The following is a 12,148-nucleotide window of genomic DNA, read 5'->3' as shown; positions in this document are numbered from 1 at the left end:
CCGACCGGCCCGCGAAACGCAGGGCGGCTGGCCGACCCGGGAGGCGCAGGGCGGCTGGCCGGCGGGCGGGGCGCAGGGCCGCTGGCCGGTCCGCGAGGCGGGCGAGCGGTGGTTGCCGGTCGCGCCGACGACGGACGCCGATCCCTCGGACGGCGGGCAGCCGGGGGAGCGGCCGGGCGAGGCCGAGCGGCGGCTGCGCGACGCCCGCCGGCGGGTCCGGCTCAGCCTCTTGACGGCCCTCGGCGCCCCGGCGGGCCTCGCGCTGGTCCTCGCGCTGGTCTACTACCCGGTCGCCACCGCCGGGACGGTCCTCGACGACGGGGCCTTCGCGCGGATGCCCGTCGGCGCGCAGCGCGCCGAGTTGACCGGGCTGCCCCGACGGCAGCTCGACCCGCCCGCCGGGACGGCACGCCCCGGCTGCGAGCACTACACCGACGGCAACTTCCCCCTGGCCCAGCCGACGTGGCGACTCTGCTTCGTCGAGGGCCGGCTGGTCAGCAAGGAGCGGATCGACGGATGAACGCCGACACGGCCGGCCCGGTGCGGGTCGTCCTCGCCGACGACGAGGCGATGATCCGGGCCGGCGTCCGGGCCATCCTGGCCACCGACCCGGGCATCGAGGTGGTGGCCGAGGCCGGTGACGGCCGGGTCGCGGTGGAACTGGTCCGGGCGCACCGGCCCCGGGTGGCGCTGCTGGACATCCGGATGCCGAGGCTGGACGGGCTCACCGCCGCCGCCGAGATCCGCCGGCTCGTGCCGGAGACGGCGACGGTCATGCTGACCACGTTCGGCGAGGACGACCACGTCGCCCGGGCGCTCGGGCACGGGGCCAGCGGGTTCCTGCTCAAGTCCGGCGACCCGCGCGAGCTGATCGCCGGGGTGCACGCCGTCGCCGACGGCGGCGCGTACCTGTCGCCGCGGGTGGCCCGCCGGGTCATCGAGCTGGGCGGCGACCGGGTGGCCCGCCGGCCGGTGGCCCGGGACCGGCTGGCCGGGCTGACCGAGCGGGAGCGGGAGGTCCTCGCGCTGGTCGGGGCCGGGCTGTCCAACGCCGAGATCGCCCGCCGGCTGCACCTGGTCGAGGGGACCGTGAAGAGCTACCTGACGAGCGTCTTCACCCGGCTCGAGGTGCGCAACCGGGTGCAGGCGGCGATCCTCGCGTACGAGGCGGGGCTGGTCGAGCCGACCGGCTGACCCGCCCCGCCCCCGTGCCTCACGCGGCCCGGCGCCTCACGCGTCCCGGCGGCGCAACGCGGCCCGGCCCAGCAGCAGCGCCGCGCCGGCCCAGCCGGCGAGCAGCAGCAACCCGACCGGCGCCGGGTACGGGTCGGTGTCCCCGGCCAGGAAGTGCCCACCGGCGACCCCCGGGAAGGCGTCGGCGATCCGGTTGAGCACGGCGATGTCCGGCTCCTGCAACGACAGCGGGACGATCATCAGCGTGGCGACGAGCACGGTCAGGGTGAGCACCGCGCTGCGCAGAGCCGCGCCGAGCCCGAGGGCCAGCACGCCGACCAGTGCCAGGTAGGTCGCCACCGCCAGGACGTCGCCGACCGTGCCGCCCGCCGGCGCGGTGCCCCAGCGGCCGAGCACCGGCCGGGCCACCAGCGCGCCGACCGTGCCGAGTAGCAGCCCGAACGCGAACGTCACCGCCCCGGTCACCGCGGCCTTGGCCAGCAGCACCCGGCCGCGCGACGGCGTGCACTGGAGGGTCGTACGGATCGTGCCGCTGGTGAACTCGCTGGTGATCACGAGCAGGCCCAGCGCCAGCACGGCGTACTGGGTCAGCTCGACCGAGCCGATCACGACGCTGCCGACGGTGACGATCCCGGGGTCGTCGGCCGGATCGTCGTTGGTGTTCGCGTTGGCGGCGTAGATGGCCAGCTGACCGGCGGTGGCGGCCGTCAGCAGCACCCCGGCCAGCAGCGACCACCAGGTGGAACGCACGGACCACAACTTGGTCCACTCGGCGGAGATCGTGTTCATCGTGCCTCGTTCCGGGTCGGGGCGCCGGCGTACTCGACGCTGTCGGCGGTCAGCTCCATGAAGGCCTGTTCCAGGGACGCCCCGTGCGGGCTGAGCTCGTGCAGCCGCACACCCAGCTCGTACGCCACGTCGCCGATCCGCTCGACGGGGGCGCCGGTGACGGTCAGCTCGCCCGGGCCGGCCGGCTCGACGGCGGCCCCGGCGGCGGCGAGCCGCTCGGCGAGCGCGGCGAGGCCGGCCGGCTGCGGGCTGCGTACCCGCACGGCCACCGCGCTCCCGGCGATCACCTCGTCGACCGGGGCGTCGGCGAGCAGGCGACCCCGGCCGATCACCACCAGCCGGTCGGCGGTGAGCTGCATCTCGGTCATCAGGTGGCTGGAGACGAAGACCGTCCGGCCCTCGTCTGCCAGGGACCGCATCAGCTGCCGGACCCAGCGCACCCCGTCCGGGTCGAGGCCGTTGACCGGCTCGTCGAACATCAGCACCGGCGGGTCGCCGAGCAGTGCCCCGGCGATGCCGAGCCGCTGCCCCATGCCGAGGGAGAGGGTGCGGCCGGGCTTGGCCGCGGCGCGGGCGTCCAGCCCCACGGTGGCGAGCACCTCGTCCACCCGGCGGTCCGGTATCCCGTTGCTCCGGGCCATCGCGAGCAGGTGTGCCCGGCCCGACCGGGCGGGATGGACCGCGCGGGCGTCGAGCAGCGCGCCGACCTCGCGCAGCGGGCGCCGCAGCTCCCGGTACGCCCGCCCGCCCACGAGCGCCTGCCCGGCGGTGGGCCGGTCCAGCCCCAGGATCATCCGCATGGTGGTGGACTTGCCCGCGCCGTTGGGGCCGAGGAACCCGGTGACCCGGCCGGGTCCGATGTCGACGGTCAGGGCGTCGACGGCGGTCGTGCCCCCGAACCGCTTGGTCAACCCACGTAATGTGATCATGTGCCGACGCTAGGTCGGTGACCCCCGTGCCGACCGCGCCCGAACGGCACCACCCGGCACTGACTTTCGTCGGGTCCCGCCCGCCGGCACCCGTACGCCCCCCGTCTGGTGGTGGCGCGAGAACCTCGGTGATCAGGACGGGGTACGGGCGGCGGGGCGCGCGCACCACGGCGGGCGTGCCGGTTCAGCGCCTGCGGACGACGAAGGCGTCGGGCATCCGGAAGGTCAGGTTGTCCGGGCACCACGGCTCGCGGACCACGGTGACCCCGTCCAGCAGCGAGGCGGTCTCGGCGACCACCACCGCCGCCTCCATCCGGGCCAACTGGTCGCCGACGCAGCGGTGCGCGCCCGCACCGAAGGCCAGGTGCCGGCGGGAACCGCGCTGCCCGGGCCGGAACTCGTCCGGCGCGTTGACGGTGTCCGGATCCCGGCCGGCGCGGGCCAGCCAGAGCACGACGCTGGTGCCCGCCGGCACCGCCGTCCCGCCCAGCGTGGTGTCCACCGCCGCCACCCGTCGCCAGGTCACGATCGGCGGCTCCAGCCGCAGTCCCTCCTCGACCACGTCGGCGACCGCGACGGTGCCGTCGCGCAGGCCGGCCAGCACGGCCGGCTCGCCCGCCAGCCGGTGCAGCAGCAGGGTGAGGAACTGCGAGGTGGTCTCCTGGCCGGCCACCAGCAGGAAGAACAGCGCGCCGACCACCACGTCGGGCGGGTATCCGGCGGCCCGCAGCGACCCGGCCAGCCCGCCCCCGGTCGCGGCGAACTCCCGCAGCACCCGGTGGAAGCGGCCCACCTCGGCGGCGAGGGCCTGCTGCCGCTCGGCGTCCAGCGGCGCCCAGAACAGCTCCAGCGCCGCGCGGGCGAACTCTTTCACCGCGCCCACCGGCGCGTCGGGCAGCTCGACCAGCCGGGCCAGCACCAGCAGCGGCAGGTCGGCGGCGAGCTCGGCATAGAGGTCCACCGGCCCGCCGGCGGCCAGGGCGGCGCCGATCCTGCCGACGCGTTCCCGCACCAACCCGGTCAGCCAGGGCCGCTGCGCGGCGACCCGCGTCGGGTGCAGGGCGTCGGCGACGATCGCCCGGAGCGCCGGGTGGCTGGCGCCGCCGTTGTTCGCCAGGGTCGGCGGCAGCCGGAACCGGTGCCCGGCCAGCACCCGCAGCGCGGCCACCGGGATCGGGGTCACCGCGTCCAGCGCGTTGTCCGGCCGGTACGTCGCCGGATCGGTGAGCACCTGGCGGACCAGGGCGTGCCGGGTCACGACCAGATGTGCGACACCCACGTGGTCGGACACCCGGGCCACGTCCGGCCAGTGCGCGTCGGCGGTCTGCGCCCAGCTCCGGAACAGCACGCCGACACGCTAGCGGCCCGCCCCCGGCAACCCCGCCCGCAACTGCCACACCGTGGTGCGCTTCACCCGTACGCTCTCCAGCGTCTCGGGCACCGGCACGTCGTAGACGGCCAGCTCGTCGAAGCGCTCGCGGGGCAGGAAGGCCCGGCCCGGATCGCCCACCAGCACCTTCGCCCCGGCGCGGGCGGCCCGGAGGAGGAAGCGCAGCACCCGGTTGGCCATCGCCTCGCTGTAGAACACGTCCCCGGCGAACACCACCTCGGCGCCGCCGGCGTCGCCGTCGAGGATGTCGCCGAGTTCCGCGTCGACGCGTACCCCGTTGGCCTCGGCGTTGACCGCGACGGCCGCGACGGCCAACTCGTCGATCTCCACCGCGCGCACCGCGGCGGCGCCGGCCCGCGCGGCGGCGATGGCGACCAGGCCGGAGCCCGCGGCGAGGTCGAGCACCCGGCGGCCGGCGACCAGCTCCGGGTGATCGGTGACGTACCGGGCGAGCGCCTGCCCGCCGGCCCAGGCGAAGGCCCAGAACGGCGGCGGCTGCGCACTGCGGAACTCGCCCTCCGTCAACTCCCACAGCCCGATGGCGTCGTCCGCCTGGTGCAGTCGCACCTCGGGGACGAAGGCGACCGGGGCGAGACTGGCGTGCAGCCGGACGAAGGCGGTGGAGAGCTCGGACACGCCAGCGATTGTCCCCCGCCGCCCGAACCCGGCGACCGGCGCCACCCCGGGTCGCCGCCAAACCCCGCCACCCGGAGGTGGTCCGTCGGGGGCCGGCCGGCACGCCGACCGGCCCCCGACGGGGCGGTCACGTCGAGAACGCCTGGAACTCGGCGATGCGCACCTGGGTACGCGCCGGGCTGGCGGTCGCGCAGTCGGTGGTGGTCGCCGGGTCGTCGTCCTGCTCACCGGCGTAGGCCGGGCCGCCGGTGCACTGGCTGGCCAGCACCTCCAACCGCAGGTGCGTGGCCAGCGTGGTCGGCACCAGGAACTCGCGCAGGTTGATGTCGCGCACGTACGCCCGGTACGCCCCGCCCGGGAACGCGTCGGGCGCGCTGGTGTGGATCCGCTGCCAGTTCGCCGGATCCGCGCAGTCGGTCGTCTTCGCGTTGCACGCCGACACCGCGAACGAGCGCAGCGCGCTGAGCGCGTTCTGGCTGCCCGGGTCGGCGTCGCCGGCGATCGCCGGGCGCAGCATGGCGCTGACGTTCACCCGCTTCACGACCTGCGGCGCGTCCCCGGGCAGCGCCACCGTGACCTGCCGGCCCGCCACCCCGTCGAGGGAGGCCCAGTTGGTGGCCTCGGTGTCGTCGGCGATGCGGTCCAGGTTGACCCCGTCACCGGTGACCGTCGCGCCGGACGCCGTGGACGCCAGGTTCCGGCTCATCCGCAGGTCGACGTACCTCTCCTTGCCGGCCTTGGCGACCACGGTCAGCCGCTGGTGGCCGAAGCCGGGCGCGACGGCGAGCAGCTGGTACGTGCCGGGCACCAGCTCCACCCGGTCCGGCAGCGCGGTGGTCGGGTCGGTGTCGGCCACCGGCACCGCCCGCGCCTCGTACGCCCCGACGTAGACCCGGATCGGCGCGTCGGCGCTGTCGCCCTTGGGGCGCAGGGTGAGCACCGCGTTGTCGGCGTCCGGCGCGGCGAAGCTCGGCGTCGGGTCGGTGTCGGCGGCGCCGTTGGTGGCGGCGTCGCGGCCCATCCCGGAGCGGGCGAACTCGGCCCAGAGCAGGTCCTGGTTGGCGCCGCCGAAGCGGAGCAGGTCGGCGGTGAGCATGTTGTCCCGCATGTCGAGCATGCTCACCTGGCTGGCGGCCTGGAGCAGGAACGAGTCGAAGACCAGCTGCGACCAGCGCCGGTTGCCCGGGCACTGCTCCACCGCGACCTTGCCGCGCGCGCAGTCCAGCTGCCGCTGCCCGGTGCCGACGCCGTACCGCTGCATCAGCGCGGCGCGTACCCGGAAGTTGGTGGCGCTCCAGATCTCGCCGTCGGCGTGCACGGCGGGACCGCCGGTGTTGTAGCCGACGTCGGAGTAGTTCAGCGGGCTGCGGCTGAAGTCGTGGTTACGGATGCCGCTGACCAGGTTGCCGGTGACGTAGCCGCCGGTGACGTAGGGCGTCTCGCCGGGGGCGCGCAGCCCGTGCTGGAACAGGTACTCGGCGGCGAGCAGGTCGCTCCACGACTCGCCCATCGAGCCGCCCTGGTGGCCGCCGATGCCGCTGTCCGGGCCGGCGATCATGCGGTTGGTGATGGCGTGGGTGTACTCGTGCCCGATCACCGTCATGTCGTAGTCGCCGTCGACGCAGGGTGGGTACGGACCGCCGGCCTGCGGCTGCCACAGGTACATGTTGGTGGTCGGCGGCAGGCCGTCGCGCGGCGTGCCCTGGTTGGCGTTGTTCCGGTTGCCGCTGAGCGCGCCCTGCTGGGCGCGGCCCTGCTCGGCGTCGCCGCCCCGGCCCTGCGGGGTCAGGTTCACCGCTTGGAGGTTCCAGGTCGCCTCGGTGAAGCCGAGGTGCCAGGCCCAGTCGTGCATCCGGTTGTGCATGGCGAACAGGTTGGCGATCGCGGCGTCGGCGTCGTTGCGTCGCGCCGAGGTGAACACCTCGGGGTTGCAGCGGGCCTGGTGCCACTGGTCGGTGAACGGGTACTCGTAGCGGCGTTCCGGGCTGGGCGTGGCCGGTACGGCCGGCGTGCCGCCGCCCCAGGAGAGCACGGTGTTGGCGGAGTTGCCGCGGGCGGTGCCGGTCGGCGTGCCGGTGGCCGCGTCGACGTCCCAGGGCTGGCCGGTGGCCGGGTCGCGGAAGGCCGCCTGGCAGCCCGGCGCGGGGTCGCCGCACCAGCGCACCCGGGGATCCCGCCCGGGGCCGAGGTCGCGCGGCGGGGTGGCCGGGAAGACCGCCCAGCTCGGGTTGTCCGAGTCGAAGTCGACCAGGTCCTCGCGGACCAGCACCTGCCCGGTGATCCCGTCGACGTAGGTGGTGAACGCCTCCGGATGGTCGGCGTCGGCGCCGATCAGGGTCACCTCGTAGGCGGCCCGGGGCCCGTCCAGCGGGGTGGGCACGGCGACGGCGCGGACGCTGTGGCTGCGTACCTCCTCGGCGGTCAGGCCGGCGTCGGCGCGCGCCGCGGCGTACGCCTGCTCGGCGGTGAGGGTGGCCGGCGCCGGCGCCGCGGTGTCCCGGGACAGCGAGGAGCTGACCGCGAGGACCCTGCCGCCGGTGACCGCGACGGTGACCAGGCCGTCGTGCCCGGCCGGCAGGTCGCCGAAGCGCTGCCGGAGGGTGACGACCGCGCCGGCGCCGATCGGGCGGACCAGCACCCGGTCCATCGCGTCGACCGCCGCGGCGTCCAGCCCGAAGAGGTCGTGGTGGTCGGTGAGGTACGCGCGGGCGGCCGCCTCCGGCTCGGCGGGCAGACCGGTGGCGAGGGGCGCGCTGCCGGGGCCGAGCGCGTGCGGGGTGCCGAGCCGGTTCCAACGGGCGTCCGGGTCGGCCTTGCGCGCCAGGCCCCGCTGCCGCGCGTCGGGGGCGGCGGTGCCGGGGCGGTTGTCGACGTCGGCGTGCTGGTGCCCCTCGGCGAACGGGCCGGAGCGCCGCTCGGCGGAGGCGCCGCCGGTGGGGGCGGCTGCGGTGGGGCCGGTTGGCAGCAGCGCGGCCGCCACCGCGGTCACCGCCAGGACGGGGACGAGCCGGCGTCGACGCCGGCTCATCCAGGGTGTCCACTCCGGTTGTGCCACGGGACCTCCTCGTGGGAGCGGGGTGACCGGCCCTCCGCCGGCCCGCGCCGCGCGGTTACGCATGTACACCTGTGGATATCAGTCCGCCCCGGCGGGAACAAGGGCCGCGCCTGCTCGAGGCGGCCCGCCCGGCGCGGGAGCCCTCCCGGGCGGCCGACGCCCCGCGCGGGATTCGACAAAAACAGTCCCTTGTACACGGACGTGACGGCTGTCACAGTCGAGGGGGGACGCCGCGACAGATCGGAGGCCGGTCATGGCCGTCGACTCCGCAGCGACAGGCCCCGCCGCCGGGTGGCGGGACGCCCGCCGGCCATGGTGGCCGCTGGCGCTGCTCGTCCCGGCGCTGCCGTTCGTCGGCTGGGCGGCGTGGCGGGCCACCGCCGACGCGTGGGCCTGGTGGCTCACCCCCGCCGCCGTCTTCGTCCTGATCCCGGTGGTCGACCTGCTGGTCGGCGAGGACCGGCGCAACCCGCCCGACGAGGCGGTGCCCCGGCTCGCCGCCGACGGCTACTACCGCTGGCTGACCTACCTCTACCTGCCCGCCCAGTACGCGGCCCTGGTGCTCTGCTGCGCGGTCTGGGCCCGGGACGACCTGACGGTGGCCGGCGCGGCGGGCCTGGTCGTCACGATCGGGGTGGTCGACGGCATCGCCGTCAACACCGCCCACGAGCTCGGCCACAAGCGGGAGACGGTGGAGCGCTGGCTGTCCAAGGTGGCCCTCGCACCGGCGGCGTACGGGCACTTCCACGTCGAGCACAACCGGGGCCACCACACCCGCGTCGCCACGCCGGAGGACCCGGCCAGCGCCCGGCTGGGGGAGAGCTTCTGGGCGTTCTGGCCGCGTACCGTCTCAGGCAGCCTGCGCTCGGCGCGGCGGCTGGAGACCGGCCGGTTCCGCATCCGGGGCCGCAGCCCGTGGACGTGGCGCAACGACGTGCTCAACGCGTTCGCGATGACCCTCGCGCTCTACGCGGCGCTGGCCGTCGCCTTCGGCCCGGGCGTGCTGCCGTTCCTGGCGCTCCAGGCGGTGGTCGGGTTCTCCCTGCTCGAGGTGGTCAACTACCTGGAGCACTACGGGCTGGCGCGGCAGCGCACCCCCGCCGGCCGCTACGAGAAGGTCGACCCCCGGCACAGCTGGAACAGCGACCGCAGCGTGACCAACATCTTCCTCTTCCAGCTCCAGCGGCACAGCGACCACCACGCCAACCCGTTGCGCCGCTACCAGACGCTGCGCAGCTTCGAGTCCTCGCCGCAGCTGCCCGCCGGGTACGCCACGATGGTGGTGGCCGCGCTGGTGCCGCCGGTGTGGCGTCGGCTGATGGACCACCGGGTCCTCGCCCACTACGGCGGGGACCTGACGCTGGCCAACGTCCACCCGCCGGCCCTGCGCCGGCTGCGGAGGCGCTGCAGCCGTGGCCCGGCGGCCGCCTGACCGCCGCCCTCGTGCGTCCGGCGTTCCGGCCGGGTCCCTCACGGCGCCCAGTCGGGGTCGCGGCCGAAGGCGGCGACCAGGCGGTCCTGCTCGTCCGCCCGCGCCGGCACGTCGACCTCCGGCCGGATCAGCCGGCCCCGCTGGTAGTCGCCGATCCGCCGACCGAACCACCGGGCGCACGCGGCGACCGCGTCGGCGTCCAGCCGGGGGTCCGCGCCGATCGCCACGGCGAGGTCCCAGCCGTGGATCAGGTGCTCCGCGATCAGTTGGTGCAGGTACTCGTCGGCGGGGGTCTCGCCGGCGGAGAGCGCGACGGTGCGCTCCAGCGCCCCCGGGTGGGTGAAGGCCAGCTCGGCCTGCCCCGCCGCCTCCCGGGCCGCGCCGGCCGGGTCCGGGCCGAGCAGGTCGCCGTCGTAGCGGTCGCCGACCTCCTCGATCGTCCGCCCCGCGAGCAGCGCGACGCTCCACCGGTCCTCGCCCACCACGTGGTTGACCAGCGTCCGGACGTCCCAGTCGGGGCACGGGGTCGGGTCCGACCACTGGCCGGGTCCGACCTGCGCCACCCGGTCGGTGAACTCGGCCAGGCTGCGGCGGTACGTCTCCAGCGGGTCCATGCCGACGATTGTTCCGGCTGCCCCCGGCAGCCGAGCCGTTTTGCCGGCTTCGCGGGCGGCCGGCCGCCCGGTCGTCGGGGCCCGCCCGGGCGCCGGCGCGGCTGGCCGGGCGCGGGCGGTGCCGGGCTCAGTCCAGCTGCGCCGGGTCCAGCCCCAGCTCGCGGGCGGTGAGCAGGCGCACCCACTCGGCGAACTGCCGGCGGGAGATCACCCGCTCGTGCACCGCGAGCTGCACCGCCAGCCCGTCCACCACCGCGCTGATCCGCCACGCCGCCCCGGCCGGGTCGGCGCACTCGAAGGTGCCGTCGCGGACCCCGTCCGTGATGACCGTCGCCAGGTCCTCCCGCCAGCGCAGGTCGAGCCGGCGGGAGACCTTCTCCAGTTCCGGGGTACGCAGCGACTCCGCCCAGCCGTCGATCCACATGGCCCAGGACGTCGCCCGGCCCGCCGGTGTGTAGAGCCGCACGATCCGGCGGAGCTTGGTCAGGGGCGGGGCGCTGGAGCGCATCACCGCGTCCAGCCGGGCCAGGTCCTGCTCCACCGCGTACGCGAACGCCTGCGCGAGCAGCCGGTCCTTGGTGGCGAAGTGGTAGAAGACCAGCGCCTGGCTCACCCCGGCGGCCTGTGCCACGTCGGCCGTGCGGGTGTTGGCCAGACCGCGTTCCACGATCACGTCACAGGCCGTGCGCAGCAGGGCATCCAGGCGGATCTCGGCCGCACGTCTCGTCACGCCGTTACCGTAGCCCATCCAACCGAACACGGGCAGTTACGGATCACGGCCCGTTCGGCCCACTACAGTCGGAAGCCGGACAGTTCCCGGCGAGCGCTCCGGCCCTGCTCCGCGACGGCCCACCGGCCGCCGACCGGGCAACCGCACGAGTCCGCTCCGGACGGACCCGGCCCGAGCCGCCGGACCGCCGGAAGGAGTCCGGCCCATCCTCCTAGGAAGCCTGAGGGGTGGGGGCCGACGACACCCGCCCGCCGCCGAGCGGGGCGGCCGCCCGCCGCCTGACGCGCCGGGAGCCACCCCGATTTGGCAACCGATCGCCGGCTCGGCTAAAGTTCTCACCCGTCACCGGTTAACGCCGGAGACACGCGGACGTAGCGCAGCTGGTAGCGCATCACCTTGCCAAGGTGAGGGTCGCGGGTTCGAATCCCGTCGTCCGCTCGGAGCTGCCGCCACGCATGACGGGGGCAACCTCGGTGGGGTGGCCGAGAGGCGAGGCAACGGCCTGCAAAGCCGTGTACGCGGGTTCAAATCCCGTCCCCACCTCGGTAACAAGCGAGGGCGATTGGCGCAGTGGGAGCGCGCTTCCTTGACACGGAAGAGGTCACTGGTTCAAACCCAGTATCGCCCACCAGCACGAAGGCCCGTCACCACCCGGTGACGGGCCTTCGTCGTTTCCCGGGAATCCCCGCCGTTCGCTCGCAGGCCGGGTCCGCCGCCCCCTCCGTGACGAACGGCGGCGGCCACGGTGACGAAGATCCGTTCGGCGGCACCGCCGACGACCGCCCCGCCCACGGCCGTCGGCGTGGGGCGGGGCGGTCGCACCTCCCCCCGGAGTGACCGGTCGGACGTGCTTCCCCGTGCCGCGCGTCCGGACGTGGGTCGGTGGACGGCCGGGATCCCGTACCGGCTGCACCCACACGGTAGGAAGCCCCGGCGGGTCGAGGCGAGGACCGATCCGCACAGCGAGGGCGTCGGCGGTGCCGGCCTGCACAGCGACCCCGGCCCGCCGCCGTGCCCGGTCCGGCCGGAGCGAGGATCCTCAGCCCGGCGGGGCGTCGAGGACCCGCAGCGCGAGCCACAGCTCGTGCCGGGCGCTCGGCCCGCGCAGCAGGCTTCGTCCGAGGACCTGCTCGGCCCGGTTGAGCCGCTTGCGTACGGCGGACACCGAGATCCCGAGCGCGGTGGCGGTGCCGGGGAGCCGGCCGTCGGCGCGCAGCCAGGCGCGTACCGTCGCCAGGCCCACGGTCGTCCCGTCGGCGCCCAGGGGCGCGACCTGGTCGTGCGCCCAGAGGCGCAGCGCCGGGACGGCCAGCAGCCGGTCCAGGCCGTGCCACCGGGCGTCCCCGTCGCCGGCGGGCGCCCCGCCGCGTGTATCGCCG

General features: G+C 75.7%; 10 protein-coding genes, 3 tRNA genes and 1 pseudogene. 6 read left to right on the top strand and 8 right to left on the bottom strand.

Annotated elements, in window-relative coordinates:
* Positions 1–520: pseudogene (locus AB0G13_RS31330) on the top strand (hypothetical protein); the annotation flags it as partial.
* Positions 517–1,194, top strand: coding sequence for a response regulator transcription factor (locus AB0G13_RS31325; RefSeq protein ID WP_357882219.1), 678 nt, complete (start codon positions 517–519; stop codon positions 1,192–1,194). The pseudogene AB0G13_RS31330 and the gene AB0G13_RS31325, both read left to right, overlap by 4 nt.
* Positions 1,195–1,230: 36 nt before the next feature.
* Here AB0G13_RS31325 and AB0G13_RS31320 read toward each other — a convergent pair whose 3' ends face one another.
* The 5 genes from AB0G13_RS31320 to AB0G13_RS31300 all read right to left on the bottom strand — a co-directional run bounded on the left by AB0G13_RS31320 (position 1,231) and on the right by AB0G13_RS31300 (position 7,993).
* Positions 1,231–1,983, bottom strand: a complete 753-nt coding sequence (locus AB0G13_RS31320; RefSeq protein ID WP_357882216.1) for an ABC transporter permease subunit — start codon at positions 1,981–1,983, stop codon at positions 1,231–1,233.
* Positions 1,980–2,912 carry an ATP-binding cassette domain-containing protein gene (locus AB0G13_RS31315; RefSeq protein ID WP_357882213.1) on the bottom strand — a complete coding sequence of 311 codons (933 nt, stop codon included), beginning with the start codon at positions 2,910–2,912 and terminating at the stop codon, positions 1,980–1,982. The genes AB0G13_RS31320 and AB0G13_RS31315 overlap by 4 nt, the downstream gene beginning before the upstream one ends.
* 184 nt (positions 2,913–3,096) lie before the next feature.
* Positions 3,097–4,260, bottom strand: a complete 1,164-nt coding sequence (locus AB0G13_RS31310) for a cytochrome P450 (RefSeq protein WP_357882210.1) — start codon at positions 4,258–4,260, stop codon at positions 3,097–3,099.
* A 9-nt stretch (positions 4,261–4,269) separates the two neighbouring features.
* Entirely contained in the window at positions 4,270–4,938 is a 669-nt protein-coding gene (locus AB0G13_RS31305) for a 50S ribosomal protein L11 methyltransferase (RefSeq protein ID WP_357882207.1), read from the bottom strand.
* 127 nt (positions 4,939–5,065) lie between these two features.
* Positions 5,066–7,993 carry a M36 family metallopeptidase gene (locus tag AB0G13_RS31300; protein WP_357882204.1) on the bottom strand — a complete coding sequence of 976 codons (2,928 nt, stop codon included), beginning with the start codon at positions 7,991–7,993 and terminating at the stop codon, positions 5,066–5,068.
* 253 nt (positions 7,994–8,246) lie between these two features.
* Here AB0G13_RS31300 and AB0G13_RS31295 point away from each other — a divergent pair, with 253 nt between their 5' ends.
* A complete protein-coding gene (locus AB0G13_RS31295; RefSeq protein WP_357882201.1) occupies positions 8,247–9,425 on the top strand; it encodes an alkane 1-monooxygenase in 1,179 nt (392 codons plus the stop codon).
* 38 nt (positions 9,426–9,463) lie between these two features.
* On the opposite strand, the gene AB0G13_RS31290 is transcribed toward AB0G13_RS31295, so the two are convergent.
* Both AB0G13_RS31290 and AB0G13_RS31285 read right to left on the bottom strand, forming a co-directional pair.
* Positions 9,464–10,039 carry a TIGR03086 family metal-binding protein gene (locus tag AB0G13_RS31290; RefSeq protein WP_357882198.1) on the bottom strand — a complete coding sequence of 192 codons (576 nt, stop codon included), beginning with the start codon at positions 10,037–10,039 and terminating at the stop codon, positions 9,464–9,466.
* A 127-nt stretch (positions 10,040–10,166) separates the two neighbouring features.
* Positions 10,167–10,769 (bottom strand): TetR/AcrR family transcriptional regulator, encoded by a 603-nt coding sequence (locus AB0G13_RS31285; protein ID WP_357882195.1) that lies wholly within the window; start codon positions 10,767–10,769, stop codon positions 10,167–10,169.
* Positions 10,770–11,134: 365 nt separating this feature from the next.
* Between AB0G13_RS31285 and AB0G13_RS31280 the strand changes: the two genes are divergently transcribed.
* The 3 genes from AB0G13_RS31280 (at position 11,135) to AB0G13_RS31270 (ending at position 11,400) form a co-directional block, all read left to right on the top strand.
* Positions 11,135–11,207, top strand: a tRNA-Gly gene (locus tag AB0G13_RS31280).
* Between the two features lie 34 nt (positions 11,208–11,241).
* Positions 11,242–11,312 (top strand) — tRNA-Cys (locus tag AB0G13_RS31275).
* A gap of 13 nt (positions 11,313–11,325) precedes the next feature.
* A tRNA-Val gene (locus AB0G13_RS31270) sits at positions 11,326–11,400 on the top strand.
* Positions 11,401–11,808: 408 nt separating this feature from the next.
* Here AB0G13_RS31270 and AB0G13_RS31265 read toward each other — a convergent pair.
* On the bottom strand, positions 11,809–12,148 hold a 340-nt coding region (locus AB0G13_RS31265; protein ID WP_357882192.1), incomplete at its 5' end, for a helix-turn-helix domain-containing protein.

It is taken from the genome of Micromonospora sp. NPDC023633 (genome assembly GCF_040640035.1).
GTDB lineage: Bacteria > Actinomycetota > Actinomycetes > Mycobacteriales > Micromonosporaceae > Micromonospora.
Note: the sequence above shows the minus strand (reverse complement) of the source record. Positions and strands in the feature narration are given on the sequence as shown.